Consider the following 25,644-nt stretch of genomic DNA (forward strand, 5'->3'; position numbering starts at 1 on the left):
GCACGTTAACCGCGTGAGCAGACTCACATTTCCGCTATTAATCGAAAACTGAATAACCTTATAAAAACTACGGCATTGATAATCATTTTCAATATCATTTAATTAACTATAATGAACCAACTGCTTACGCGGCATTAACAGCTGTGCCGCCCGACAATAATGGAGAGGATTATGAGTTATACACTGCCATCCCTGCCGTATGCCTACGACGCACTGGAACCGCATTTCGACAAGCAGACGATGGAAATCCATCACACTAAACACCACCAGACCTATGTGAACAACGCGAACGCCGCGCTGGAAAGCCTGCCAGAGTTCGCTAACCTGCCTGTTGAAGAGCTGATCACCAAGCTGGACCAGCTGCCAGCGGACAAGAAAACCGTGCTGCGTAACAACGCGGGCGGCCACGCAAACCACAGCCTGTTCTGGAAAGGCCTGAAGACCGGTACCACCCTGCAGGGCGACCTGAAAGCGGCTATCGAGCGCGACTTCGGTTCTGTTGACAACTTCAAAGCGGAATTCGAAAAAGCCGCTGCAACCCGCTTCGGCTCCGGCTGGGCGTGGCTGGTTCTGAAAGGTGACAAACTGGCGGTGGTTTCTACCGCGAACCAGGACTCCCCGCTGATGGGTGAAGCGATCTCTGGCGCATCCGGCTTCCCAATCCTGGGTCTGGACGTGTGGGAACACGCTTACTACCTGAAATTCCAGAACCGTCGCCCGGACTACATCAAAGCGTTCTGGGACGTGGTGAACTGGGACGAAGCAGCAGCGCGTTTCGCCGCTAAAAAATAAGGTTGCATTGACGCCTGTGAGAAGCGAGTCTGATGGCTCGCTTTTTTTGTATCTGCGTAATGGAGGCAGCGATGCATTACCCGGTGAATGTATTTACAGGCAAGGTAAGGGAGTACGACGGCAGCCGCCCGAGCGCCATCGCCAAAATTCAGGTCGACGGTGAGCTGACGTTAACCGACCTTGGGCTTGCGGGCGACGAGCAGGCCGAAAAGAAGATCCACGGTGGGCCCGAGCGCGCACTGTGCCACTACCCGCGCGAGCACTATCAGCACTGGAAAACCGAGTTCCCCGAGCAGGCGGACCTCTTCGTCGCCCCCGCGTTTGGCGAGAATCTCTCCACCGAAGGGCTCACCGAAAAGAACGTGTTTATAGGTGATATCTACCGCTGGGGCGATGCCCTGATTCAGGTGACGCAGCCGCGCTCGCCGTGCTTCAAGCTCAACTTCCATTTCGGTATTCATGACATGTCGGCTCAGATGCAAAGCGCGGGTAAAACCGGCTGGCTGTACCGTGTAGTGCTGGCTGGGCAGGTGTCAGCGGATGCGCCGCTTGAGCTGGCATCACGCCTGAGTGAAGTGTCTGTTTACGACGCCTGCGCCATTGCCTGGCATATGCCGTTTGATGACGAGCAGTATCATCGCCTGCTGTCGGCAGCGGGGCTATCGACCAGCTGGACAAGAACGATGCAGAAGCGGCGTTTAAGCAGCAAGATCGAGGATAATTCGCGGAGGTTGTGGGGTAAATAGAACTCCGTAAAGCGTAGGCCGGGTAAGGCGAAGCCGCCACCCGGCACTAACAGCTACGAACGCTTATACAACGGTAGCCACAGCGTTAACCGCAGCCCACCCAGCGGGCTGTCATCGGCTTTCACCCAGCCGCGGTGCTGCTGCATGGCGGTTTCCACAATCGCAAGCCCCAGCCCCGTACCGCCCGATTCCCGGTCGCGCGCTTCGTCGGTGCGGTAGAACGGACGGAAAATCTGCTCGCGGTCTTCCGGGCTGACGCCTGGACCGTCGTCGTCGACAATGACGGTGATCCCGTCTTTATCCACCGAGAACGCCACCTCAATCTTCGTGTGCGAGTAGCGCAGGGCGTTACGCACGATATTCTCCAGCGCGCTTTCCAGCGTGTTGGGGTTACCGTACAGCGGCCACGGACCCGGCGGGAAGTTGACGGTGAAGGATTTGCCCATCTGCTCCGCTTCGAACGCCGCGTTATCCAGCACTTCATGCCACAGATGATTGGCTTTCACCGTTTCGCTCACCAGCGCGTTTTTCTGCTGATTGCGCGACATGACCAGCAGATCGTTGATCATGCTGTCCAGACGATGCGCTTCGGTTTCGATACGCTCCAGCTCTTTGCTCTCCCCGCTGCGGCGGCGCAGCAGCGCGGTGCCAAGCTGTAAGCGCGTAAGCGGGGTGCGCAGTTCGTGCGAGATATCCGACAGCAGACGCTGTTGTGCCGTCATCATGCGATCGAGAGCGCTCACCATCTGGTTAAAACTGGTCCCGGCGGCAAGGAACTCCTGCGGTCCGGCTTCCAGTTCAGGGTGTTGTCGCAGGTTACCCTGTGCCACTTCATCAGCCGCATTTTTCAGCTTACGGGCCGGTTTTGCCAGGCTCCACGCCAGCCATAACAGCAGCGGCGAGCTGACCAGCATAGTAACAATCAGCAGCAGGAGAGGGCGGTCAAACAGCAGGTTGATGAAGTCGGACTGGGAGCTGCTCGCGGGGCGAATCAGGTAGAGCTGATAGTTATCCTCGCCATCTCTGACGGAGAACGGCCCCACCATTTCTACGCGGCCATATTTTTTCTTCTGGGGGTGATCGGCGTTATCTGCCTGGCCAATGAAGTTGCGGATAATCTGCATTTCATTGCGATCGGCGCCAATCACGCGGCCTTCGCTGGTCACCAGCAGCAGGCGTTGTCCGGGCGGCGCCCACTTGTCGATAGCGCGAAATAGCCTGCGCCACCACATTAAATCGTTTGGCGGATCGTTTGCCAGCTCGGCTTCCACGTGCTGCTCGATCATCACGCCCTGACGTTGCTCGCTGTCGAGAAGCTCCGTCATCTGGCGTGAGTCGAGTTTTGGCAACATCAGTACGAGCATTAAAACCAGTGCCAGCGTCAGCCAGAAGATGGCGAAGATGCGGGCGGTTAAGCTTCCTATCATGAAGCGGAAACCATCAGATAACCGCGACCACGCAGGGTTTTAAACCATGGGTGACCGTCTTTACGCTCCGGCAGCTTACGGCGCAGGTTAGAGATGTGCATGTCGATGGCGCGGTCAAACGGGGTCAGACGTTTGCCCAGCACTTCCTGGCTTAAATGTTCACGCGAAACCACCTGGCCGAGGTGCTGCGCCAGAAGATACAGCAGGGTGAACTCCGTGCCGGTCAGTTCCAGCGTCTGGCCATCAAAGCTCGCTTCCTGACGGCCCGGGTTCAGGCTCAGGGAGTCGACTTCAAGGGTAGGTGAGCTGTTGTCGGTATTCTGCTGCTGCTCGCTCCAGTGGGAACGACGCAGGATCGCGCGAATACGGGCGACCAGTTCGCGGTCGTTAAACGGCTTCGGTAAATAGTCATCCGCGCCCAGCTCAAGGCCGAGTACGCGATCGAGTTCGCTGCCGCGAGCGGTCAGCATGATAACGGGAGTCTGGTGTGTCTGGCGAAGCTCTTTCAACGTATCAATACCGTTTTTCTTCGGCATCATCACGTCGAGCAAAAGTAAATCGATGCTGTCGTCAAGGAGACTCAGCGCCTGCTCGCCATCATGGGCAACCAGGACGTTGAAACCTTCCATGTCGAGCAACTCCTTTAAAAGGGATGTGAGCTCTCGGTCATCATCAACTAACAGGATTTTATTCATTGTTTAAATACCTCCGAGGCAGAAATTACGACATCAAGGCTGTCTAATCCATGACTTTACGTTGTTTTACACCCCCTGACGCATGTTTGCAGCCTGAATCGTAGACTGTCTCTCGTTGAATCGCGACACGAAAGATTTTGGGAGCAAGTGATGCGCAAAGTTACCGCTGCCGTCATGGCCTCAACGCTGGCGTTCAGTGCGTTTAGCCAGGCTGCTGTAGCTATCATCAGCGATAACGGTTCCTCACAAGAGGACACAACGCAGCACAGTAGCCAAAGCCATATGTTTGACGGCATAAGTTTAACCGAACATCAGCGTCAACAGATGCGAGATCTGATGCAGAGGGCGAGACACGACCAGCCCCCTGTTAATGTTAGCGAAATGGAGACAATGCATCGCCTTGTCACCGCAGAAAATTTTGACGAAAGCGCTGTGCGCGCTCAGGCCGAAAAAATGGCACAGGAACAGGTTGCTCGCCAGGTTGAAATGGCGAAGGTCCGCAACCAGATGTTCCACTTGCTAACGCCCGAGCAGCAAGCGGTTTTGAACACCAGACATCAGCAGCGTATGGATCAGCTGCGTGAGGTTGCACGGATGCAGCGAAGCTCAGAAACGACGTTTTTCAGTAGCAATAGCAGTACCCGTAGTAACCAGTAAACCCTGTTTTCCTTGCCATAGACACCATCCCTGTCTTCCCCCACATGATGTGGGGGTTTTTTTTGCCCCGCATTCTGATTTGTTAACCGTTTATTCATCCTTCGACTCCACATGCTTCCGTTATACTAGCGGCATGACATGACAGGAGCGTTTATGAATCAATCCTATGGAAGACTGGTAAACCGGGCCGCCATGGCCGCGACGATCATGGCGTCGTGTTTGCTGGTCATTAAGGTTTTTGCGTGGTGGTATACCGGATCGGTCAGTATTCTGGCGGCGCTGGTGGACTCGCTGGTCGATATTGCCGCCTCGCTGACCAACCTGCTGGTGGTGCGTTACTCGCTGCAGCCAGCGGATGAAGAGCACACGTTTGGGCACGGTAAAGCGGAGTCGCTGGCCGCGCTGGCGCAGAGCATGTTTATATCCGGTTCTGCGCTGTTCCTGTTTCTCACCGGCATTCAGCATCTCGTCTCGCCGACACCGATGAACGATCCCGGCGTCGGCGTCGTTGTGACGATTGTCGCGCTTATATGCACACTTGTTCTGGTAACGTTCCAGCGCTGGGTCGTTCGCAAAACGCAAAGTCAGGCTGTACGGGCGGATATGCTTCATTATCAATCTGATGTTATGATGAATGGGGCTATTCTTATTGCGCTCGGTCTGGCCTGGTATGGCTGGCATCGGGCCGATGCGTTGTTTGCGTTAGGGATTGGTATCTATATTTTATATAGCGCCCTGCGGATGGGGTATGAAGCGGTGCAATCACTGCTTGACCGCGCCCTCCCGGACTCAGAACGCAATGAAATTTTTTCTATCGTGACCGCCTGGCCCGGCGTCAGCGGTGCGCACGATCTTCGAACGCGGCAGTCAGGGCCGACCCGCTTTATTCAGATTCATATTGAAATGGAAGACAACCTGCCACTGGTTCAGGCTCACGTGATTGCTGAGCAGGTTGAGCAGGCGATTTTGCAGCGTTTTCCTGGTTCAGACGTCATCATTCACCAGGATCCCTGCTCGGTTGTACCCGGACATGTTGGGCTTTCGTAATTCGTTGTAAAAAAGTGAGCCAGGCCAGCATTTTGTGTATAAATTACCGCCATTTGGTCTGACCTGAATCAATTCAGCTGGAAGGGATTGATATACTATTTGCAGTATTCGTTGGTCGATAAGTTTCTTCCGGCAACAGATTTCAATTTTGCATTCCTAAGTTCAGAGGTAGTCATGATTAAGAAAATCGGTGTGTTGACAAGCGGCGGTGATGCGCCGGGCATGAACGCGGCAATTCGTGGGGTTGTTCGCGCGGCGCTGACGGAAGGTCTGGAAGTTTTTGGTATCTATGATGGTTACCTGGGTCTGTATGAAGACCGTATGGTTCAGCTCGACCGTTACAGCGTCTCTGACATGATCAACCGTGGCGGTACCTTCCTTGGGTCTGCACGCTTCCCGGAATTCCGTGATGAACACGTTCGTGAAGTGGCTATCGAGAACATGAAAAAACGTGGCCTGGACGCCCTGGTGGTTATCGGTGGCGACGGCTCGTACATGGGTGCAAAACGTCTCACTGAAATGGGCTTCCCGTGCATCGGTCTGCCAGGCACTATCGACAACGATATCAAAGGCACCGACTACACCATCGGTTACTTCACCGCGCTGGGAACCGTAGTGGAAGCGATTGACCGCCTGCGTGACACCTCTTCTTCTCACCAGCGTATCTCTATCGTTGAAGTGATGGGGCGTTACTGCGGTGACCTGACCCTGGCTGCGGCGATTGCGGGTGGTTGTGAGTTTGTTGTGGTTCCGGAAGTGGAATTCAGCCGTGAAGATCTGGTGGCTGAAATCAAAGCCGGCATCGCGAAAGGCAAAAAACATGCGATCGTGGCTATCACCGAGCACATCTGTGACGTAGACGAGCTGGCGAAGTACATCGAAACCGAAACCAAGCGTGAAACCCGTGCCACCGTACTGGGGCACATCCAGCGTGGCGGTTCCCCTGGCCCGTACGACCGTATTCTGGCGTCCCGTATGGGCGCGTACGCAATCGAACTGCTGCTGCAGGGCCACGGCGGCCGCTGCGTCGGTATTCAGAACGAAAAACTGGTTCACCATGACATCATCGACGCGATTGAAAACATGAAGCGTCCGTTCAAAGGTGACTGGCTGGACTGCGCGAAAAAACTGTACTGATTGGCTCTGTTGCCCGGTGGCGCTGCGCTTACCGGGCCTACAAAAGCACGACTCGTAGGCCGGGTAAGGCGTAGCCGCCACCCGGCTTTTTTATGCGTGCACGCTTTTTTATTCCACTACGTTATAGCCAATCTTTTTTTATTCTTTAATCCTCGATTCGCTTTCTGGCACGCTGCATTCATCAAAACACTACACAAGAGAGCTGGGCGATGAATAAATGGGGCGTGGGTTTAACATTATTGCTGGCATCGACCAGCGTTCTGGCTAAGGACATCCAGTTACTGAACGTGTCATACGACCCGACGCGTGAACTGTACGAGCAATACAACAAAGCGTTTGCGGCACACTGGAAACAGGAAACCGGCGACAATGTCGTGGTTCGCCAGTCTCACGGCGGTTCTGGCAAACAGGCGACCTCCGTCATCAACGGTATCGAAGCCGACGTGGTGACCCTGGCGCTGGCCTACGATGTTGACGCGATCGCCGAGCGTGGCCGTATCGACAAAAACTGGATCAAACGCCTGCCGGATAACTCCGCGCCATACACCTCGACCATCGTTTTCCTGGTCCGTAAAGGCAACCCGAAACAGATCCATGACTGGAATGACCTGATTAAGCCAGGCGTGTCCGTCATCACCCCTAACCCGAAAAGCTCTGGCGGCGCTCGCTGGAACTACCTGGGCGCGTGGGGCTACGCGCTGCACCACAACAATGGCGACCAGGCCAAAGCGCAGGAATTCGTGAAAGCACTGTATAAAAACGTTGAGGTGCTGGACTCCGGCGCGCGTGGTGCCACCAACACCTTCGTCGAGCGCGGGATCGGCGACGTGCTGATCGCATGGGAAAACGAAGCCCTGCTGGCCACTAACGAGCTGGGTAAAGACAAGTTCGAGATCGTGACCCCAAGCGAATCTATTCTGGCTGAGCCGACCGTCTCTGTTGTCGATAAAGTGGTTGAGAAGAAAGATACCAAAGCGGTGGCAGAAGCCTACCTGAAGTATCTCTACTCGCCAGAAGGCCAGGAAATTGCGGCGAAAAACTTCTATCGCCCACGCGATCCGGCGGTGGCGAAGAAATACGAAAGCGTCTTCCCTAAACTGAAACTCTTCACCATTGATGACGAGTTCGGTGGCTGGACGAAAGCGCAGAAAGAGCACTTCTCTAATGGCGGCACGTTCGACCAGATCAGCCAGCGCTAACCATTAGCCAATGACACGGTGACCCGGCGTGAGAAATCCGCCGGGTTTTTTATTTGGTCATCATTTTGCGTTACTCTTTTGCCTCTATTGAAAACAGGGAACGCGTTGTGAAAAAAATTATCTTATTGATCCTCATTGTCATCGCCCTTGTCGCTGGCGGCGTGTACTGGATGAAAGCGGGTAATCCGAATGCGTTGCGACATATCGTTCTCGACCAGTGCGTGCCGAATCAGATCCAGAATCGTAACCCGGCACCGTGTGCGCAGGTGAAAACGGATGCAGGCTATGTGGTCTTTAAAGACCGCAACGGGCCGCTGCAATATCTGCTGATGCCGACATATCGCATCAACGGCACCGAGAGCCCGCTATTGACCGAAGCGCACACGCCGAACTTTTTCTGGCTGGCCTGGCAGTCGCGCAGCTTTATGACCCTGAAGCGCGGATCCGAGGTGCCTGACAGCGCCATTTCGCTAACGATTAACTCGCCGACAGGGCGCACGCAGAACCATTTTCACATTCATATCTCCTGTCTGCGCCCGGACGTGCGCGAGAAACTCAACGCCGCGCAGGGAGAAATCAGCACCCAGTGGCTGCCGCTTCCCGGCGGGCTGGAAGGGCATGAGTATCTTGCTCGTCGGGTGACGGAGAATGAGCTGGTGCAGCGCAGTCCGTTCATAATGCTGGCTGAAGAGCTTCCGGAAGCGCGCGCCCATATGGGGCGCTTTGCCCTGGCGATGGCGCAGCAGTCGGATGGTTCGTTTGTGTTGCTGGCAACCGAACGTAACTTGCTGATGCTTAACCGCGCGTCAGCTGAGGAACTGCAGGATCATCAATGCGCTATTCTAAATTGACCCCACCATAAATAGCGTTTACTCGCCCTGCCTGTCGCCGTAGACTTGCTGAAAAATTCTACAGGAGACAGGTATGTCGCTCTGGTCAACGTATCCTCTGCTGGTACCCTCACTGATCGTTGGCGTCACTATCGTGCTATGGGCGACGTCGCTGTTGCCGGAATTTATCACCGCGCTGCTGTTCTTTACGGCGGCAATGACCGCGAAGATCGCCCCGCCGGAGGTGATTTTCGGCGGTTTTGCTTCCTCGGCCTTCTGGCTGGTCTTCAGCGGATTCGTGCTCGGCGTGGCGATCCGTAAAACCGGTCTGGCAGACCGGGCCGCCCGGGCGCTGTCGGCAAAGCTCACCGACTCCTGGGTATTAATGGTAGCGAGCGTGGTGCTGCTGAGCTATGCGCTGGCGTTTGTGATGCCGTCGAATATGGGACGTATTGCGCTGCTGATGCCGATTGTCGCCGCAATGGCGAAACGCGCCGGTATCGCCGACGGCTCCCGCGCCTGGTTTGGTCTGGCGCTGGCGGTAGGGTTTGGGACGTTCCAGCTTTCGGCAACGATTCTGCCCGCTAACGTGCCTAACCTGGTGATGAGCGGTGCGGCGGAAGGCTCGTACGGCATCCATCTGAACTATGTCCCGTATCTGCTGCTGCACACGCCGGTGCTGGGCGTTCTCAAAGGCCTGATTCTGATTGGCCTGATCTGCTGGCTTTTTCCCGGCAGCCCAAAACCGCCGAAGGAACAGGCGCCGTCTGAGCCTATGGGGCGGGACGAAAAGCGTCTTGCCTGGCTGCTGGCGGTGGTGCTGGGGATGTGGGTGACAGAGAGCTGGCACGGCGTGGGGCCCGCCTGGACCGGGCTGGCGGCATCGGTCATCGTTATGCTGCCCCGCATCGGTTTTATCAACGGGGAGGAGTTTTCTGCGGGGGTGAATATGCGTACCTGCATTTACGTCGCGGGCATTCTTGGGCTGGCGATCGTCGTGACCCAAACCGGCATCGGAACGGCGGTGGGCGAGGCGTTGCTCCGCATTATGCCGCTGGATGCAAACCGGCCGTTCACCAGTTTCCTGGCGTTGACCGGTATTACCACCGCACTCAACTTCATTATGACCGCCAACGGCGTTCCGGCGCTGTATACCACCCTGGCGCAAAGCTTCTCGGATGCGACCGGCTTCCCGCTGCTGTCGGTGATCATGATTCAGGTGCTCGGCTATTCCACGCCGCTGCTGCCGTATCAGGCGTCGCCGATCGTGGTGGCGATGGGGCTAGGAAAGGTGCCTGCCAGGGCGGGGATGGTGCTCTGTCTGGCGCTGGCGATAGCGACGTATCTGGTGCTGCTGCCGCTGGATTATCTGTGGTTTAGCCTGCTGGGACGGCTGTAAAAAAGCCCGGTGGCGCTGACGCTTACCGGGCCTACAGAACTGTAGGACGGGTTAGCGCAAGCGCCACCCGCCACAAAGGCAATTACGCCTGTTTAGCCGCTTCTGCCGCTTTAACGATCACCGCGAAAGCGTCCGCTTTCAGGGATGCACCGCCAACCAGCGCGCCATCGATGTCTGGCTGGGTGAACAGCTCAGCAGCGTTAGATGCGTTAACGGAACCGCCGTACTGGATGATCACTTGCTCAGCCACTTTGGCGTCAGCTTTCGCAATGTGGTCACGGATGAATTTGTGAACCGCCTGAGCCTGCGCAGGGGTTGCTGATTTGCCGGTACCGATCGCCCAGACTGGCTCGTAAGCGATTACCGCGCCTTCGAACGCTGCCGCGCCCTGGGTTTTCAGCACTGCGTCGATCTGACGTGCGCACACTTCTTCAGTTTTGCCCGCTTCGTTTTCTGCTTCGGTTTCACCGATGCACAGAACCGGGATCAGACCCTGCTCTTTCAGCACGGCGAATTTCTTCGCGATGAACTCGTCGGATTCTTTGTGATAGGTGCGACGCTCGGAGTGGCCGATGATGATGTATTTCGCGCCGATATCTTTCAGCATTTCAGCGGAGGTTTCACCGGTGAACGCGCCAGACAGGTTAACGTCAACGTTCTGCGCGCCCAGAATGATGTGGCTGCCGTCAGCGGCACGTTTAGCCAGATCCAGATACATATCCGGCGGAGCGATAGCAACCGCGCAGCCGGTCACGCCAGCCAGCTCTTTACGCAGGTTCGCAACCAGTTCGTTTACCATGTGGCGGCTGCCGTTCAGTTTCCAGTTACCCATCACTAAAGGATGTCGCATTTCAATTCTCCACGCTCAATAAGCGAATTAAGGAATATGGCCACCCTGTCGGGCAGCATGGTCTGTGAATCAGTATAGAGATTTTCCCTCGAAAGGCTTTGCTTTTTGTCATTAATTCGCCCCGCCAAGGGTGTCAGATAGTGCCAGCTTAATCGGTTCAACAGCGAAGGTCAGTCCTTTTTCGCCGTTGTCCGCTACAACATAGCGGATTGCGCCTTCGGTATCGGCGTAGTAACGCTTGTTTTTACCGGCGGTGAGGAGTTTTTGCAGCTTTTGCTGGCTTTGCTTTTTCGTCAGCGCAGGGGTAAACGCCTGCAAGACCGCGCTCATATACTCCAGCGCTTTTGCCTTCGCGGCTTTCTGCTCTGGCCCCTGTATTGGCAGCCAGGTGATTTGCATGCTTTTGATTTTTAACGTCCCGCGCTCCAGCGCCGTGGAGGCATACAAATTCTCGTTAATCTTGCTTGCCGCACGGGTCAGGGTAGGCGTGTCGCGGGGGCCATCAATGGCACGAAACTCATCCAGCGGCAGCGTGGGGTTGGCCTGATTGAAGGCTTCACGAAACTGGCTGATGGACTGATCGAACGACGGTGCGCCCGCCAGCAGATACGGTGCGGTGGTCGGGGCTGTGGTTTCGGCGGCGTGCAGGGTAAAGCCCGCGCTGAGCAGCGCTAAACACAGGAAAAGAGAATGTGTCGAACTTTTCATCAACATTGCCCCTGGCCGTAAGTGCTCATGATTAAAACGATATCTGGTCGGCTTGTCAAAAGGTCACAACTCCAGGGTAAAATGCGCGCGATATGATAATAAGGAACCTTACATGACCATACAGCAGTGGCTGTTTTCATTCAAAGGGCGTATTGGACGCCGTGATTTCTGGATCTGGATGGTGACGTGGGTTGTCGCCATGCTGCTTCTGTTTTTCGCTGCCTATAACGCATGGCTAAGCACGCAAACGGCGGCCTTCGCGCTGGTCTGCCTGCTCTGGCCAACGGCGGCTGTCGTCGTGAAACGCCTGCACGATCGCGGTCGTTCCGGCGCGTGGGCATTTCTGATTATTCTGGCGTGGATGCTGGTGGCGGGAAACTGGGCGATGCTGCCGTCCATCCTGCCGTGGGTTGTGGGCAGGCTGCTGCCGTCGGTCATCTTCGTGATGATGATTGTCGATCTGGGCGCGTTTATTGGCACCCAGAGCGAAAACAAATACGGTAAAGACACCGTTGAGGTGAAATACCGCTGATCACCAGTAGTGTTCGGCGGTCATATGGCCTGGCCGGCGGCGAAGATGTTTCGTCATCTGCCGGGTATCCTTCAGAAGCTGCTGCGTGTCCCGTACCATCTGCGGGTTGCCACACAGCATGACGTGGCTGGTTTCAGCGTTCAGCGGCAAACCCACCGCCTCTTCCAGGGCACCACTCTCAATAAGCGCCGGCACGCGGCCGGTCAGCGTTCCTGCTACGGTTTCACGGCTGACCACCGTCTGAATCTTTAACTTTCCGCCGTACTGTTGTTCCAGCGCCTGCATTTGCGGCAGGTAGCTCAGATCTGCAGCGTAGCGCGCGGCGTGCACCAGCACGATGTTTTTAAAGCGCTCGAGGTCTTTGCCGTACTGCAAAATAGAGAGATAAGGACCGATGGCCGTGCCGGTTGCCAGCATCCAGAGCGTGTCACAATCCGGGATCTCTTCGAGCACAAAGAAGCCTGCTGCTTCACTCACGATCTGCACTTCGTCGCCGGGCTTAAGGGCGGCAAGGCGCGGGCTGAGTTTACCGTCAGGAACGGTGACCAGATAGAACTCGAGATCCGGGCTATCAGGCGCGTTAACGTAAGAGTAGGCGCGCTGCACGCGCTCGCCGTCGACATCCAGCCCCAGCTTCGCAAATTGCCCGGCTTTAAACGGGTGTACAGGAGCATGCACGGTGAGACTAAATAGCGCATCGGTCCAGAACTGTACCTTTGTGACTTTACCTGTTACCCAGTCCGCCATGATCTTCTCCTGTGCTGTTTCTCTGTTCTATCTTCCGTACTTAACGGGGAGATTTCCAGCCCATTTGGGCCGGAAAGCTCTATCGATCAAACGGTTTTACAGAATGTGCGTCTGTACGTCCGGGTCTTTGCGGTCGAGATAGTGGATAGACTGGATGCGGCGAATGGTGCGCGATTTGCCGCGGATCAGCAGCGTTTCGGTGGTCGCCATATTGCCCTTGCGGGTGATGCCGTCCAGTAGATCGCCTTTGGTGATACCTGTCGCCGAGAAGACCACGTTATCGCTACGGGCCATATCATGTAGCGCCAGCACTTTGTTGGCCTCAATGCCCATCGCTTCGCAGCGTGCCAGCTCGTTTTCCCCGATACGGCGGTTCTCTTCGCTGTCGCCTTTCACCTCGTGGCGGGGCAGCAGACGAGCCTGCATATCGCCGTCCAGCGCGCGGATCACTGCCGCAGAGACTACGCCTTCCGGTGCGCCGCCGATGCCGTACAGCACGTCCACTTCGCTGTCCGGCATGCAGGTCAGGATCGAGGCGGCAACGTCACCGTCCGGAATGGCAAACACGCGCACGCCGAGCTTTTGCATCTGCGCGATGGTGGCGTCGTGGCGCGGTTTGGCCAGAATGGTGACGGTGAGTTCGCTCAGCGGTTTGTTTAGCGCGCTGGCGACGTTACGCAGATTCTCTTCCAGCGGCAGGCTGAGGTCGATTGCGCCTTTTGCGCCAGGACCGACAATCAGCTTTTCCATGTACATATCCGGCGCGTTAAGGAAGCAGCCCTTATCGCCTACGGCCAGCACCGCCAGGGCGTTGGCCTGACCCATTGCCGTCATGCGCGTACCTTCGATCGGGTCGACGGCGATATCCACAGCATCACCTTTGCCGGTACCGACTTTTTCACCGATATAGAGCATTGGCGCTTCGTCGATCTCGCCTTCGCCGATCACGATAGTGCCGTCGATGTTGACCTGGTTAAGCACAATGCGCATGGCATGGACGGCTGCGCCGTCGGCGGTATTTTTGTCACCACGACCCAGCCATTTATAGCCTGCAAGGGCGGCCGCTTCGGTGACGCGGGAAAACTCGATAGCAAGTTCACGTTTCATGAGGTACTCGTGCAATCAAAAGGAATTGCACGAAGTTTATCACAGAGTGGGGAGGGGGGTTTTAAGTCCCCTCTCCCCAAAGGGGAGAGGGGTAAGTTTGTCTTACTCGTCGTGCTCTTCCCACGCCAGGGCGCGTTTCACCGCTTTCTTCCAGCCGCTGTAGCGGAAGTTACGCTCGGTGGTTTCGATGCCCGGACGGAATTCGCGTTCGATCACCGCTTTTTCCTGCAGCTCGTCCAGGTTCTGCCAGAAGCCTACCGCCAGACCGGCAAGGTACGCCGCGCCCAGCGCCGTCACTTCACGCACTTCAGGACGCTCAACGCGGGTGCCCAGAATGTCGGACTGGAACTGCATCAGGAAGTTATTCGCGACCGCACCGCCGTCCACGCGCAGGGCGTGCAGACGAATGCCAGAGTCCGCCTGCATCGCTTCCAGCACGTCGCGCGTCTGGTAGGCGATGGATTCCAGGGTGGCGCGAATAATGTGGTTAGAATTCACGCCACGCGTCAGACCGAAAATCGCGCCGCGTGCATACGGGTCCCAGTACGGTGCGCCCAGACCGGTGAACGCAGGCACCACGTACACGCCGTTGGTGTCTTTCACTTTGGTCGCGAAGTACTCGGAGTCGAACGCATCGCTGATCAGCTTCATCTCGTCACGCAGCCACTGGATAGACGCGCCGGCCATGAACACCGCACCTTCCAGGGCATAGTTCACTTCGCCGCGCGGGCCGCAGGCAATGGTGGTCAGCAGGCCGTTTTCTGATTTCACCGCTTTCTCGCCGGTGTTCATCAGCATAAAGCAGCCGGTGCCGTAGGTGTTCTTCGCCATCCCTTCCTTGACGCACAGCTGGCCGAACAGCGCCGCCTGCTGGTCACCGGCGATACCGGCGATAGGAATACGGGTGCCGCCTTTACCGCCGATGTTGGTCTGGCCATATACCTCAGAAGATTTGCGCACTTCAGGCAGCATCGCGCGTGGGATATCCAGCGCGTCCAGCATCTTGTCATCCCACTCCAGGGTGTTGATGTTGAACAGCATGGTACGCGAGGCGTTGGTGTAGTCGGTGACGTGAACGCGTCCCTGGGTCATCTTCCAGATAAGCCAGGTGTCAACGGTACCGAACAGCAGCTCGCCGCGCTTTGCACGCTCACGTGAACCTTCCACATGGTCGAGGATCCATTTCACTTTGGTGCCGGAGAAATACGGGTCAACCACCAGGCCGGTGGCGCTGCGCACGTACTCTTCCATGCCGTCGCGCTTCAGCTGTTCGCAAATCTCAGAGGTACGGCGGCACTGCCAGACGATGGCGTTGTAAATAGGCTTACCGGTTTCACGTTCCCAGACAATCGTCGTTTCACGCTGGTTAGTGATACCAATCGCGGCAATCTCGTCGGAACTGATATCGGCTTTCGCCAGCACTTCGACCAGCGTGGAGCTTTGTGACGCCCAGATCTCCATTGGGTCGTGTTCTACCCAGCCTGGACGAGGGTAAATTTGCTCAAATTCGCGCTGTGACACGCTGACGATGTTCGCGTCATGATCCATTACGACAGCGCGGGAGCTGGTAGTGCCCTGGTCGAGCGCAACGATATATTTTTTTTCGGTCATGGTATGTGTCCCGTAGTCAGATTACAGCGAAGCTTTTTGTTGTGCGGTAGAAGTCGTTTCCTTCTCCTCTTCCACACAGGTGTCGCACGGTAAATGGCGACCAATTAATTTGCGGTAGCTGAACGCACCCAGCGCAGCCCCGACAACTGGCGCAAACAGCGGTACCAGGAAGTAAGGAATGTCTTTGCCGCCGGTGAAGGCGACGTCGCCCCAGCCTGCGATAAAGGCGAACGCTTTAGGTCCGATATCACGTGCCGGGTTCATCGCGAAGCCGGTCAGCGGGCCCATGGAAGCGCCAATCACCGCAATCAGCAGGCCAATCAGCAGAGGGGCCAGCGGGCCGCGCGGAATGCCGTTTCCGTCGTCGGTCAGCGCCAGGATAACGCCCATCAGAATAGCGGTAATCACCATTTCAACTGCGAACGCCTGCACAAAATTGATATGCGGGTTTGGATAGGTTGAGAAGATGCCTGCCAGATCCAGACTTTCGACGCTGCCGCGCACCATATGATGCGTCTGTTCGAAGTCGATGAAAAGATTGTAATAAAGCCCGTAAACTAACGCCGCTGCGCAAAACGCGCCGGCAAACTGAGAAAGAATGAAAGGAACAACTTTGCGTCCGTCGAAGCACGCGAACAGCCACAGTGCGATAGTCACCGCCGGGTTAAGATGTGCACCAGAAACCCCTGCAGTCAGGTAGATGGCCATCGCCACGCCCAGACCCCAGATGATACTGATTTCCCACTGACCAAAACTGGCACCCGCCACTTTCAGTGCAGCGACACAGCCCACTCCGAAGAATATCAACAACCCGGTACCAAGGAACTCGGCAATGCACTGGCCTTTTAAGGTTGATGTCTGACTCATAATCGGAATCCTGAAGAAATTGATGTTTATTGTTAGCATGGCCGCCCGTGACAGCCACGATGCCCTGTAGACATAGTGTTAATTTATCGTTAACGAGCAAAAACGAGAAATATCGAAATCAAAATGTGTGGTCTGTGTCAATAAAATGAGCGTTTTCGCGCCATAAAGCACATTTTTACAGCAGTACAGGATCGGTACAGGAATGAGAGCTGAATCATTTCATTAACGAATGAGTTAACAATTTAGGGGGATATGACGCGAACGCACCAGGACCAGACCTAAAAGTGTTGCAAACCGCGATCTGCGCGGTGTGTCGCTGGACACAGAGCGCCGCGCTCCATACAATCGACGGTATATGTCGTGCGCGTTTATGTTAAAGCGTCGCCTTGCAATTCAGGAGAGGTAGCATCATGTCTTTAGAAGTGTTTGAGAAACTGGAATCGAAAGTACAGCAGGCGATTGACACCATCACCCTGCTGCAGATGGAAATTGAAGAGCTGAAAGAGAAGAACAACAGCCTGGCGCAGGAAGTACAGAACGCGCAGCACGGCCGCGAAGAACTGGAGCGCGAAAACAACCAGCTGCGCGAACAGCAGAACGGCTGGCAGGATCGCCTGCAGGCGCTGCTGGGACGTATGGAAGAAGTCTGATTCCCATTGGGATGAACTGAACAGGCCGGGTAAGGCGATGCCGCTACCCGGCTTTTTTTTGCCAGTTATAAAAAAGGCCGCCAGAGGCGGCCTTAACGCTACTTGTCCTGCGCTGTCATAGCAAAAGCAACGAACACATTCGGTTCATCACTCTTTACAACGAGTACGCTGGCGACAATGAACGCGATACATAAATAGCGTTTCATTATGCGGTCCCTGCTGCTAACCGCTCCACCGTTCACCACCGGTGATAAGTCGGTGGACACAAGCCCTGGTGTGGGCTGTTTTACGGTTGTGAATACACCTTTCCCTGGACCGATGCCCATGTGCGAGATGGCGGAAAGGGACGCAGCATCATAGTTAACATCAGCCTCGCCGTTAAGATGTGCAAATAAAATTAGGATTTTATAAAGGGTTTAAGGGATTGCCTGCCATTTATTGAGAGGTATGATAAAAGTCCCTGGTGTGGAGCTGTAAATCCTCCCAACGGACCGCGAATCCCGAGGGACAAAAAAACCGCCACATTGCTGTTGGCGGTTTTTTTATGGTCCACGCTTACGGTTTTATTACTCAATATCCAGCGGATCTTCGGAAAGGATAATGCCGGTATTATCGGCATAAAGATGGTCGCCGGAGAAGAAGGTCACGCCGCCGAAGTTAACGCGCACGTCGCTTTCGCCGATACCGTCACCCGCTGCCCCTACCGGTATGGCCGCGATGGCCTGAATCCCGATATCCAGGTCTTCCAGATCGTCCACCTGACGCACGGAACCGTACACCACAAGGCCTTCCCACTCGTTCTGCACGGCAATACCGGCCAGCTCAGCATCAATCAATGCGCGCCGCACGGAACCGCCGCCATCGACCACCAGTACGCGGCCGCGGCCGTTCTGTTCGAGCAGATCGTACAACAACCCGTTATCCTCGAAACATTTCACCGTGACGATCTGTCCGCCAAACGACGACCGCCCACCAAAGTTGGAGAACAGCGGTTCAACGACGTTGACATCTTCCTGGTAGATGTCACAAAGCTCGGAGGTATCGTATTTCATAGGTTTAACGCTCAGTTGCTGCGAATGTGTTCAGTATATCGTGCGAAATGCGTTGTTGGCAAAATCATCAATTGTTAATTGATATTTGTCAGCTAACTGAGCGTCTGGCTTAAGACAATCCCGATGACGAACAACAGGTTAGTCAGCAGCGCGCCTTTTACCGTGCGCTCCAGCATCGGCGGCATGGCGGCCGGGCTACGTTCACGCATCACAAAACGGGCCTGCTTAATCAGCAGCGGCGCGGCAAGCACAAACAGCCAGCCCCACAGACTGTGCAGGGAAATCAGGTTAAACAACGCCAGGCAGACCAGGGCCCCCATCAGCAGGCAGGCATGGTAGCGACGCGCATTCACTGGCCCCAGACGGACCGCCAGGGTGTTTTTACCGTTCTCGCGATCGCTGTCGATGTCGCGCAGGTTGTTGATGTTGAGCACCGCTGTCGCCAGCAGACCGCAGGCGGTCGCAGGCAGGAACAGGGCAGGGATTACCGTATGCGCCTGTAAGTACCAGCTTCCCATGACGCTCAGCCAGCCGAAGAACACCAGTACGGAGATATCACCGAGCCCAATATAACCGTAAGGTCGCGTGCCGACGGTGTAGGTGATGGCCGCGATAATGGCCAATAAGCCTAGCACCAGAAAACCAATGAAATCGCTGGGAGTCTTAGATGCCACCGTCACCAGCGCCAGACCCGATAAACAGATCAGCACCACGGTGATGATTAACGCGCGCTTCATCTGCGCCTGGGTAATCACCCCTTTTTGCATTCCACGCAGCGGCCCGATACGGTCAGGTTTGTCGCTGCCTTTCACCGCGTCGCCGTAGTCGTTGGCGAGGTTGGAGAGAATTTGCAGCAGGCCGGCGGTAATCAATGCCAGCGCGGCGACCAGCGGATCGAAATAACCCTGCCACCAGGCAAGCGCCGTACCGACGATAATCGCGGCGAAGGCCAGAGGAAGTGTTTTAGGGCGCAGACTTTCGAGCCACGCCTGCGTACGGCTGATGTCAGTCATAAGTATTTAGCCAATAAAAATGGGGGCATTAGCCCCCATTAAACGTGATGAGAATCCAGTAACCGCGATTATAGGATAAAACGGCTCAGATCTTCATCTGCCACTAACGCATCCAGATGTTTACTCACATATTCTGCGTCAATGGTAACGGTTTGACCGTTCAGGTCGCTCGCGTCGTAAGAGATATCTTCCACCAGGCGTTCCAGCACGGTATGCAGACGACGCGCACCGATGTTTTCGGTGGTTTCGTTCACCTGCCATGCAGCCTGGGCAATACGTTTGATACCGTCTTCGGTGAACTCGAGGTTCACGCCTTCGGTCGCCATCAGCGCTTTGTACTGTACGGTGGCAGAGGCGTTTGGCTCGGTCAGGATACGCTCGAAATCTTCGGTGGTCAGCGCCTGCAGCTCAACGCGGATAGGCAGACGGCCCTGCAGTTCCGGGATCAGATCCGACGGGCTGGCAACCTGGAAGGCACCTGATGCGATAAACAGGATGTGGTCCGTTTTCACCATGCCGTGCTTGGTGGAGACGGTGCAGCCTTCAACCAGCGGCAGCAGGTCGCGCTGAACGCCTTCGCGGGACACGTCCGGGCCGGAGCTGTTGCCGCCGCGCTTACAAATTTTGTCGATTTCGTCGATAAACACGATACCGTGCTGCTCAACCGCGTCGATAGCGTCCTGCTTCAGCTCTTCCGGGTTCACCAGCTTCGCCGCTTCTTCTTCAATCAGCAGCTTCATCGCGTCTTTGATTTTCAGCTTACGCGCTTTTTGCTTCTGACCGCCCAGGTTCTGGAACATGGACTGCAGCTGGCTGGTCATCTCTTCCATGCCCGGAGGCGCCATGATTTCCACACCCATTGGCGCGGCAGCGAGATCGATCTCAATCTCTTTGTCATCCAGCTGGCCTTCACGCAGTTTTTTGCGGAACGCCTGACGTGCAGCAGACGGTTCCGCCTGCTGTTCAGCCTGACCCCAGTTGTTTTTTGCCGGCGGGATCAGCACGTCGAGAATGCGCTCTTCGGCCATCTCTTCCGCGCGATAGCGGTTTTTCTCAATCGCCTGGACGCGCACCATTTTGATCGCCGAGTCGGTCAGATCGCGGATGATGGAGTCCACTTCTTTACCCACATAGCCCACTTCGGTGAACTTGGTGGCTTCAACTTTGATGAACGGCGCGTTAGCCAGCTTCGCCAGACGACGGGCGATTTCGGTTTTACCGACGCCGGTCGGGCCGATCATCAGAATGTTTTTCGGCGTAACTTCGTGACGCAGCTCTTCGTCAAGCTGCATACGACGCCAGCGGTTACGCAGGGCGATAGCCACGGAGCGCTTGGCGTTATCCTGGCCGATAATGTGTTTGTTCAGTTCGCTGACAATTTCGCGTGGGGTCATTTCAGACATGGGAGATCCTTACGCTTTGGAGGTCAATTCTTCGATGGTGTGGTTGTGGTTGGTATAGATGCAGATATCACCTGCAATATCCAACGCCTTCACCGCGATATCACGCGCGTTCATGTCGGTATTTTCCAACAGCGCGCGGGCAGCAGCCTGGGCATAAGGGCCGCCAGAGCCGATGGCAATCAGGTCATTTTCCGGCTGAATCACGTCACCGTTACCGGTGATGATAAGCGATGCGGTCTCATCGGCGACCGCCAGCAGCGCTTCGAGCTTGCGCAGCATGCGGTCGGTACGCCAGTCTTTCGCCAGCTCAACGGCGGCTTTCACCAGATGACCCTGGTGCATTTCCAGTTTACGTTCAAACAGTTCAAACAGCGTGAAAGCATCCGCCGTGCCGCCTGCAAAGCCGGCGATCACTTTGTCGTTGTAGAGACGACGCACTTTCTTCACGTTGCCTTTCATGACGGTATTACCCAGCGTGGCCTGGCCATCACCGGCGATTACCACATGGCCGTTACGGCGTACACTTACTATTGTTGTCACGAGCAGACCCCCTGGTTACAGAATCGGGAAACAGAAGCCCTGAGCCTGTGCTCAGGGCTGAATTAAATGATAGATGGGGGGGAATTTGGGGGTTTCAACCCCCGGAGGCGAGTCGAATGCAGTTTGTGTGACCGGCGATTTTCAAACGAGAAAGGGTGCCATCGGCATTTTCTTTGCCTTTGACCGGACCAATCACTACGCGATTCCAGCCGTTATTGGTGGTAATACGCGAATCAAACCCTTCAAAGGCCAGCTGCGCGCGCACCGTTTCCGCCTGCTCCGCACCTTTGAACGAACCGCACTGTACCATCCAGCGACGTTCGTCTTTTTTCTCCGCCGTCTGCTTCGGCGCTTCGGTCTCTTTCGTTACCGGCGCGGCCTGCTGCGTTTTCGGCTGCTGGGCGGTGGTATGCGCTGGCGTCTGGAGCAGATCCTGATACGGCTGAGCCGCCTGCTTCTGCGGCTGCGTTTTAGGCTGCTGCTGGACAGGCTGAGACTGCACCGTACGCGTCGGCTGCTGATACGGCTGTTCCGTGACCCGCGGCTGTGCCTTAGGCTGCTGTACCGGCTGAGTTTGCGCCCACTGCTGTTGCTGCTGAATCTGCTGTTGTGCCTGGCGACGCTGCAGCGTTTGCTGACGCTGTTCCGGCGTCTGCTCATTCCACGGCACTTCGTTCAGCTGCGTAGGCTGCTGGCGCATATCGGCCTGCATTTGTGCCAGCAGCTGACGCTGTTCATCCGTCAGCTGATTCGCATTCTGCACTTCACCACCCGCAGAAGGTTCGGTTGGCGCACGCACCCCAGGCTGACGGCTCTCCAGCTCTTTGATATAGCGCCAGCGCTCTTCAGGCTTCGGAGGGAGGCCATTTCCGGCGACTTTACTGGCCTGAAGCGCCTCGGACTCTTCTTTTTTATGGTGCGTGATAAAGTACAGGCCACCAATAAAGGCGACGACTACAGCCGCAGCAATAGCGACCATTGCTGGCGAGACAGCAGGCAGGTTACGTTGCTTTTTTCTTGAGCTACTCTTTTTGCGTCGCGAAGGTGCCGGCTGGCCGCGACGTACATAATCTCGTTGTGCCACTATCGTTTCGCTGTATTTATTCGTTCGTCAGTCCGCCATGTTACTTAAGCGGCGGGGCTTTGACCAGATAAGGGTATCCGAAAGACGTTTACTTTAAGTCAATGCCTGGGTCGTGCCGCGGACGATCAATTCGCAGTCCAGCAACCGTGAGCCGCTGCTAACTGTTTGACCGTGAAGCTGATCCAGCAGAAGCAGCATCGCTTCGCGGCCGATTTGGTAGCGCGGCTGAGCGACCGTTGAGAGCGGCGGATCGCAAAATTCCGAAAGCGAAATATTATCGAATCCGATGATGGATAAATCTTTCGGTATGCGAAGACCGCGGCGTTTGGCATACGATAATGCGCCCAGCGCCATCACGTCGCTGTGACAAAATACGGCGGTTGGCGGCTCAGGCAGGTCCAGAAGTTTCTCCAGCGCCTGTCCACCCGCAGCGAAGGTAAAATCACCGCGCGCAATGTAGTGCGGATCGACGGTGACGCCGGTCCGGCGCAGCGCCTGAACGTAGCCCTGCAAACGGTAGTGACACAGCGGCATCTCTTCCGGCCCGGCGATACAGCCAATACGCTTATGCCCCAGCTCCTGGAGATAGTTTACGGCGTTGAACGCGGCGGTAAGGTTATCGATATGGACCGTCGGCAGCTCCAGCTCTGGCGCAAACTCGTTGGCCATGACCATCGGCGGTAAATTACGCTGCTCTTCGATGCTGGCATCAAACGGCAGGCGAGAGCCAAGCAGCAGCATGCCGTCAATCTGCTTGGTGATGATGAGGTCGATGAAGGTTTTTTCCTGCTGGTTCTGGTGGGCGCAGTCGCCAATCAGCACCAGATACCCCTGTTCCGCCGCGGTGACTTCAATACCGCGGATAATCTCGCTAAAGAAAGGGTCACAGATGTCCGGCACAATCACCAGGATGGTGCGCGACTCGTTGCGTTTGACGTTACGCCCCATTGCCTGCGGAAAATAGCCCACTTCAAGCGCAGCCTGCTCCACCCGGTTACGGGTCGCCTGGGAGACTTTATCCGGGTTCATTAATGCGCGGGATACTGTTGCCGTAGAGACCTGTGCTTTCTGGGCAACGTCTTTCATGGTCGCAGTCGCAACCTCTTTCCTGGACTTCAACGTCTTCTCCTCGCCTGAACACCGAACTTCTGACATCACCATTTTTACAGATAGTTAATGGAATCGGTTACAGAATTTTCATAAAAAGTGTGAGGAGCGTTAAATTTTTCGATCCAGCTTCAGCCTTCGATGGGGTCGACGTCCAGAACCCACTTCACTTTTCGCGCTTCGGGCAAGGTGTTTATCAGCACCAGCGCGCCGCTGACGATATGCTGAAGACGAATACGCGAGGGGTGCTGGAGCAAGATCTGCCAGCGGAAACGACCGCCGCGTTTTGGCGCGAGGGCAGGCACCGGGCCCAAAATCCACAGCTGGTTATCCACCAGCGGGCTGGCCTGCAGGAGGTTTCTCAACTGTTGCAGGAAAAGTGGCGCCTGCTGGTTGTTATGATCTTCCGCGCGGATGATGACGTGGCTGGTCCACGGCGGCAGTTGCATGGTCTGGCGTTCGGCCAGCGCCTGCTCGGCAAAGGCGTCATAGCCTTTGTGCAGCAGGGTTTGCAGCAGCGGGTGCTCCGGGTGGTGTGTTTGCAGCACTACTTCGCCCTGTTTACCGGCGCGTCCTGCGCGTCCGGCTACCTGGGTGTAAAGCTGTGCGAAGCGCTCGGCGGAGCGGAAATCTGCCGAGAACAGCGCGCCGTCCACGTCCAGCAGGGCGACCAGCGTCACGTCCGGGAAGTGGTGGCCCTTGGCCAGCATCTGGGTGCCAATCAGGATGCGCGCGCCGCCGCGATGCACTTCCGCCAGCTGTTGTTCCAGCGCGCCTTTGCGGCTGGTGGTGTCACGGTCGATACGCGAAATCGGCACGTCCGGGAAGAAGGGCCCAAGCGCCTGTTCCAGCTGTTCCGTCCCCAGACCGACCGGCACAATATGCGTTGAACCACATGACGGGCACTGGCGCGGCACCGGGCGCTGGCTGTCGCAGTGGTGGCAGCGCAAATGCCGCTGGGCCTGATGGAAGGTGTAGTAGTGATCACAGCGCGGGCACTCGGCAATCCAGCCGCAGTCGTGGCACAGCAGGGCGGGGGCAAATCCACGACGGTTGAGGAACAGAATGACCTGATTCCCCGCCTGCAAATGCTGGCGCATGCGGGTAATCAGCGCAGGCGCTAGCCCCGCCTGAACCTGCTGACCTTTCAGATCCAGCACGTGCTGAATGGCCGGACGGGCATTCCCCGCCCGGCGCGTCAGGCGCAGCATGTGGTATTTACGCTGGCGCACGTTGTGCAGCGTTTCGAGCGCAGGCGTGGCGGATCCTAAAACAATAGGAATTTGCTCGCTGTGCGCGCGGTAGACGGCCAGATCGCGGGCGTGATAGCGCCAGCCTTCCTGCTGTTTATAGGAGCTGTCGTGCTCTTCGTCGATCACGATTACGCCAAGATTTTTAAACGGCGTGAACAGCGACGAACGGGTGCCAATCACAATCGCCGCTTCGCCGTTTTTCGCTTTCAACCAGGCACTGAGGCGCTCGCTGTCGTTCAGGCCGGAGTGCAGAACCTCAACCGGCGCGTTAAAGCGCTCGCGGAATCGGGCGATAGTTTGCGGCGTCAGGCCAATTTCCGGCACCATCACCAGCGCCTGTTTGCCTTGCGCGAGCACGTTTTCCAGCACGCTCAGGTAAACTTCGGTCTTGCCGGAACCGGTGACCCCCGCCAGCAGCCAGGCAGAGAAATGATCGGAGGCGCTATGAATCGCGCCTACCGCGGTGGCCTGCTCGGTATTCAGACGCAGGCGATCCCCTGACACGGAGAAATTTTCCCGCCAGTCGTAAAGGGCAGGCGCTTCGCTTGCCAGGTCGCTCAGCCCTTTCTTTCTCAATGCCTGTAGCGCCGTTTCGCTGACCTCAAGCTCGTCGACCTGATGTCGCCAGATTTTCCCCTGACGCAGCGCCGCCAGCGCCTGCTGCTGTTTCTGCGAACGCTTCAGGCTGTTGATGTCGACGGCCTGGCCTTCCTCCGTGGCAAACCAGTACCACATCGGCGCGTGGCTGGCGCTTTTGCCCTGACGCAGCATCATTGGCAGGGCGTGGAACAGGACGTCGCCAATCGGGTGATGATAATAATCTGCCGCCCACAGCAGCAGTCGCCAGGTGCTGGTGGAGTAAACAGGCTCGCTGTCCAGCACCTCAACGACCGATTTCAGTTCGTTAAGCGGCAGTTCGCTTTTATCGCTGATGGAGACAACGATCCCCACGCGCTGCTGTTTGCCAAACGGCACGGTCACGCGGCAGCCCGCTTTGGCGTTCATGCTGTCGGGCAGCAGATAGTCAAAGGTGCGGGGAAGCGGAACGGGCAGGGCAACGTGAGCGACGGGCATCGAATCTTCCTGACTTGAAAAGTGGCGCGTTAGTATACACATTAGTAAAAGCGGCGTGCGGATCAGTTTGCATACGTTGGTCAAATTCTGTATGATTCGCCGCCTTTGGTGTACTTT

Annotated in this window: 25 protein-coding genes; 10 read left to right on the forward strand and 15 right to left on the reverse strand. The window is 56.3% G+C overall.

Features of this window, described 5'->3' with window-relative positions; translation table 11 throughout:
* The first annotated feature begins 171 nt into the window (after window positions 1-171).
* A complete protein-coding gene (gene sodA, locus ACMGGE_RS17185; RefSeq protein ID WP_003861999.1) occupies window positions 172-792 on the forward strand; it encodes a superoxide dismutase [Mn] in 621 nt (206 codons plus the stop codon).
* 71 nt (window positions 793-863) lie between these two features.
* Window positions 864-1,538, forward strand: coding sequence for a 6-hydroxyaminopurine reductase (gene yiiM / locus ACMGGE_RS17190; protein ID WP_045909111.1), 675 nt, complete (start codon window positions 864-866; stop codon window positions 1,536-1,538).
* Between the two features lie 53 nt (window positions 1,539-1,591).
* Here yiiM and cpxA read toward each other — a convergent pair whose 3' ends face one another.
* Together cpxA and cpxR are read right to left on the reverse strand one after the other, a co-directional pair.
* Complete coding sequence (cpxA, locus tag ACMGGE_RS17195; RefSeq protein ID WP_014885717.1) at window positions 1,592-2,965, reverse strand: envelope stress sensor histidine kinase CpxA; 1,374 nt, start codon at window positions 2,963-2,965, stop codon at window positions 1,592-1,594.
* On the reverse strand, window positions 2,962-3,660 hold the full coding sequence (gene cpxR, locus ACMGGE_RS17200; protein WP_006179159.1) for an envelope stress response regulator transcription factor CpxR: 699 nt from the start codon (window positions 3,658-3,660) through the stop codon (window positions 2,962-2,964). The genes cpxA and cpxR overlap by 4 nt, the downstream gene beginning before the upstream one ends.
* 150 nt (window positions 3,661-3,810) lie before the next feature.
* Between cpxR and cpxP the strand changes: the two genes are divergently transcribed.
* The 6 genes from cpxP to ACMGGE_RS17230 all read left to right on the forward strand — a co-directional run bounded on the left by cpxP (window position 3,811) and on the right by ACMGGE_RS17230 (window position 9,929).
* Window positions 3,811-4,317, forward strand: a complete 507-nt coding sequence (gene cpxP / locus ACMGGE_RS17205; RefSeq protein WP_045909112.1) for a cell-envelope stress modulator CpxP — start codon at window positions 3,811-3,813, stop codon at window positions 4,315-4,317.
* A gap of 153 nt (window positions 4,318-4,470) precedes the next feature.
* On the forward strand, window positions 4,471-5,364 hold the full coding sequence (gene fieF, locus ACMGGE_RS17210; protein WP_045909114.1) for a CDF family cation-efflux transporter FieF: 894 nt from the start codon (window positions 4,471-4,473) through the stop codon (window positions 5,362-5,364).
* A gap of 174 nt (window positions 5,365-5,538) precedes the next feature.
* Window positions 5,539-6,501: a 6-phosphofructokinase gene (pfkA, locus tag ACMGGE_RS17215; protein ID WP_008501816.1), complete on the forward strand. Its 963-nt coding sequence runs from the start codon at window positions 5,539-5,541 to the stop codon at window positions 6,499-6,501.
* A gap of 209 nt (window positions 6,502-6,710) precedes the next feature.
* Window positions 6,711-7,700 carry a sulfate ABC transporter substrate-binding protein gene (locus tag ACMGGE_RS17220; protein ID WP_024909198.1) on the forward strand — a complete coding sequence of 330 codons (990 nt, stop codon included), beginning with the start codon at window positions 6,711-6,713 and terminating at the stop codon, window positions 7,698-7,700.
* A 107-nt stretch (window positions 7,701-7,807) separates the two neighbouring features.
* Entirely contained in the window at window positions 7,808-8,551 is a 744-nt protein-coding gene (locus ACMGGE_RS17225; protein WP_420293990.1) for a CDP-diacylglycerol diphosphatase, read from the forward strand.
* 73 nt (window positions 8,552-8,624) lie between these two features.
* Window positions 8,625-9,929, forward strand: coding sequence for an SLC13 family permease (locus tag ACMGGE_RS17230; RefSeq protein WP_420293991.1), 1,305 nt, complete (start codon window positions 8,625-8,627; stop codon window positions 9,927-9,929).
* An 82-nt stretch (window positions 9,930-10,011) separates the two neighbouring features.
* Here the strand turns inward: ACMGGE_RS17230 and tpiA are convergent, their stop codons facing one another.
* The gene (gene tpiA, locus ACMGGE_RS17235) at window positions 10,012-10,779 is read right to left on the reverse strand and encodes a triose-phosphate isomerase (protein ID WP_003862019.1); all 768 of its coding nucleotides are present in this window, start codon (window positions 10,777-10,779) and stop codon (window positions 10,012-10,014) included.
* A 111-nt stretch (window positions 10,780-10,890) separates the two neighbouring features.
* The gene (locus ACMGGE_RS17240) at window positions 10,891-11,487 is read right to left on the reverse strand and encodes a DUF1454 family protein (protein WP_045909117.1); all 597 of its coding nucleotides are present in this window, start codon (window positions 11,485-11,487) and stop codon (window positions 10,891-10,893) included.
* A 112-nt stretch (window positions 11,488-11,599) separates the two neighbouring features.
* Between ACMGGE_RS17240 and ACMGGE_RS17245 the strand changes: the two genes are divergently transcribed.
* Window positions 11,600-12,019 carry a DUF805 domain-containing protein gene (locus tag ACMGGE_RS17245; RefSeq protein WP_420293992.1) on the forward strand — a complete coding sequence of 140 codons (420 nt, stop codon included), beginning with the start codon at window positions 11,600-11,602 and terminating at the stop codon, window positions 12,017-12,019.
* Here ACMGGE_RS17245 and fpr read toward each other — a convergent pair whose 3' ends face one another.
* From fpr to ACMGGE_RS17265, 4 genes are all read right to left on the reverse strand, one after another.
* A complete protein-coding gene (fpr, locus tag ACMGGE_RS17250) occupies window positions 12,020-12,766 on the reverse strand; it encodes a ferredoxin--NADP(+) reductase (protein ID WP_420293993.1) in 747 nt (248 codons plus the stop codon).
* Window positions 12,767-12,862: 96 nt separating this feature from the next.
* Entirely contained in the window at window positions 12,863-13,873 is a 1,011-nt protein-coding gene (gene glpX, locus ACMGGE_RS17255; protein WP_111967934.1) for a class II fructose-bisphosphatase, read from the reverse strand.
* Window positions 13,874-13,975: 102 nt separating this feature from the next.
* The gene (gene glpK / locus ACMGGE_RS17260; RefSeq protein ID WP_014885706.1) at window positions 13,976-15,484 is read right to left on the reverse strand and encodes a glycerol kinase GlpK; all 1,509 of its coding nucleotides are present in this window, start codon (window positions 15,482-15,484) and stop codon (window positions 13,976-13,978) included.
* Between the two features lie 21 nt (window positions 15,485-15,505).
* Entirely contained in the window at window positions 15,506-16,351 is an 846-nt protein-coding gene (locus tag ACMGGE_RS17265; RefSeq protein WP_014885705.1) for an MIP/aquaporin family protein, read from the reverse strand.
* A gap of 410 nt (window positions 16,352-16,761) precedes the next feature.
* Between ACMGGE_RS17265 and zapB the strand changes: the two genes are divergently transcribed.
* Window positions 16,762-17,001: a septal ring assembly protein ZapB gene (zapB, locus tag ACMGGE_RS17270; RefSeq protein ID WP_010436935.1), complete on the forward strand. Its 240-nt coding sequence runs from the start codon at window positions 16,762-16,764 to the stop codon at window positions 16,999-17,001.
* 566 nt (window positions 17,002-17,567) lie between these two features.
* Here zapB and rraA read toward each other — a convergent pair.
* The 7 genes from rraA to priA form a co-directional block, all read right to left on the reverse strand.
* On the reverse strand, window positions 17,568-18,053 hold the full coding sequence (gene rraA / locus ACMGGE_RS17275) for a ribonuclease E activity regulator RraA (RefSeq protein WP_023309687.1): 486 nt from the start codon (window positions 18,051-18,053) through the stop codon (window positions 17,568-17,570).
* A gap of 92 nt (window positions 18,054-18,145) precedes the next feature.
* Window positions 18,146-19,066, reverse strand: a complete 921-nt coding sequence (gene menA / locus ACMGGE_RS17280) for a 1,4-dihydroxy-2-naphthoate polyprenyltransferase (protein WP_008501804.1) — start codon at window positions 19,064-19,066, stop codon at window positions 18,146-18,148.
* Window positions 19,067-19,134: 68 nt separating this feature from the next.
* A complete protein-coding gene (gene hslU / locus ACMGGE_RS17285) occupies window positions 19,135-20,469 on the reverse strand; it encodes an HslU--HslV peptidase ATPase subunit (protein ID WP_023309685.1) in 1,335 nt (444 codons plus the stop codon).
* A gap of 9 nt (window positions 20,470-20,478) precedes the next feature.
* Window positions 20,479-21,009, reverse strand: a complete 531-nt coding sequence (gene hslV, locus ACMGGE_RS17290; RefSeq protein WP_008501802.1) for an ATP-dependent protease subunit HslV — start codon at window positions 21,007-21,009, stop codon at window positions 20,479-20,481.
* Between the two features lie 94 nt (window positions 21,010-21,103).
* Window positions 21,104-22,093 carry a cell division protein FtsN gene (ftsN, locus tag ACMGGE_RS17295; RefSeq protein ID WP_032635441.1) on the reverse strand — a complete coding sequence of 330 codons (990 nt, stop codon included), beginning with the start codon at window positions 22,091-22,093 and terminating at the stop codon, window positions 21,104-21,106.
* A gap of 93 nt (window positions 22,094-22,186) precedes the next feature.
* Window positions 22,187-23,212 carry a DNA-binding transcriptional regulator CytR gene (cytR, locus tag ACMGGE_RS17300; protein WP_021242811.1) on the reverse strand — a complete coding sequence of 342 codons (1,026 nt, stop codon included), beginning with the start codon at window positions 23,210-23,212 and terminating at the stop codon, window positions 22,187-22,189.
* Between the two features lie 119 nt (window positions 23,213-23,331).
* Window positions 23,332-25,527 carry a primosomal protein N' gene (gene priA / locus ACMGGE_RS17305; protein WP_126535058.1) on the reverse strand — a complete coding sequence of 732 codons (2,196 nt, stop codon included), beginning with the start codon at window positions 25,525-25,527 and terminating at the stop codon, window positions 23,332-23,334.
* Window positions 25,528-25,644 lie beyond the last annotated feature (117 nt).

The organism is Enterobacter sp. BNK-22 (assembly GCF_048684805.1).
Taxonomy (GTDB): Bacteria; Pseudomonadota; Gammaproteobacteria; order Enterobacterales; family Enterobacteriaceae; genus Enterobacter; species Enterobacter quasiroggenkampii.

Coding starts and splice junctions, on each gene's coding strand:
- glpX (WP_111967934.1), bottom strand. CDS start 13,873: ATGAAACGTGAACTTGCTATCGAGTTTTCCCGCGTCACCGAAGCGGCC.
- tpiA (WP_003862019.1), bottom strand. CDS start 10,779: ATGCGACATCCTTTAGTGATGGGTAACTGGAAACTGAACGGCAGCCGC.
- rraA (WP_023309687.1), bottom strand. CDS start 18,053: ATGAAATACGATACCTCCGAGCTTTGTGACATCTACCAGGAAGATGTC.
- ACMGGE_RS17265 (WP_014885705.1), bottom strand. CDS start 16,351: ATGAGTCAGACATCAACCTTAAAAGGCCAGTGCATTGCCGAGTTCCTT.
- ACMGGE_RS17245 (WP_420293992.1), top strand. CDS start 11,600: ATGACCATACAGCAGTGGCTGTTTTCATTCAAAGGGCGTATTGGACGC.
- menA (WP_008501804.1), bottom strand. CDS start 19,066: ATGACTGACATCAGCCGTACGCAGGCGTGGCTCGAAAGTCTGCGCCCT.
- sodA (WP_003861999.1), top strand. CDS start 172: ATGAGTTATACACTGCCATCCCTGCCGTATGCCTACGACGCACTGGAA.
- fpr (WP_420293993.1), bottom strand. CDS start 12,766: ATGGCGGACTGGGTAACAGGTAAAGTCACAAAGGTACAGTTCTGGACC.
- ACMGGE_RS17220 (WP_024909198.1), top strand. CDS start 6,711: ATGAATAAATGGGGCGTGGGTTTAACATTATTGCTGGCATCGACCAGC.
- pfkA (WP_008501816.1), top strand. CDS start 5,539: ATGATTAAGAAAATCGGTGTGTTGACAAGCGGCGGTGATGCGCCGGGC.
- yiiM (WP_045909111.1), top strand. CDS start 864: ATGCATTACCCGGTGAATGTATTTACAGGCAAGGTAAGGGAGTACGAC.
- glpK (WP_014885706.1), bottom strand. CDS start 15,484: ATGACCGAAAAAAAATATATCGTTGCGCTCGACCAGGGCACTACCAGC.
- ACMGGE_RS17230 (WP_420293991.1), top strand. CDS start 8,625: ATGTCGCTCTGGTCAACGTATCCTCTGCTGGTACCCTCACTGATCGTT.
- zapB (WP_010436935.1), top strand. CDS start 16,762: ATGTCTTTAGAAGTGTTTGAGAAACTGGAATCGAAAGTACAGCAGGCG.
- ACMGGE_RS17240 (WP_045909117.1), bottom strand. CDS start 11,487: ATGAAAAGTTCGACACATTCTCTTTTCCTGTGTTTAGCGCTGCTCAGC.
- fieF (WP_045909114.1), top strand. CDS start 4,471: ATGAATCAATCCTATGGAAGACTGGTAAACCGGGCCGCCATGGCCGCG.
- priA (WP_126535058.1), bottom strand. CDS start 25,527: ATGCCCGTCGCTCACGTTGCCCTGCCCGTTCCGCTTCCCCGCACCTTT.
- cpxA (WP_014885717.1), bottom strand. CDS start 2,965: ATGATAGGAAGCTTAACCGCCCGCATCTTCGCCATCTTCTGGCTGACG.
- cpxP (WP_045909112.1), top strand. CDS start 3,811: ATGCGCAAAGTTACCGCTGCCGTCATGGCCTCAACGCTGGCGTTCAGT.
- hslU (WP_023309685.1), bottom strand. CDS start 20,469: ATGTCTGAAATGACCCCACGCGAAATTGTCAGCGAACTGAACAAACAC.
- cpxR (WP_006179159.1), bottom strand. CDS start 3,660: ATGAATAAAATCCTGTTAGTTGATGATGACCGAGAGCTCACATCCCTT.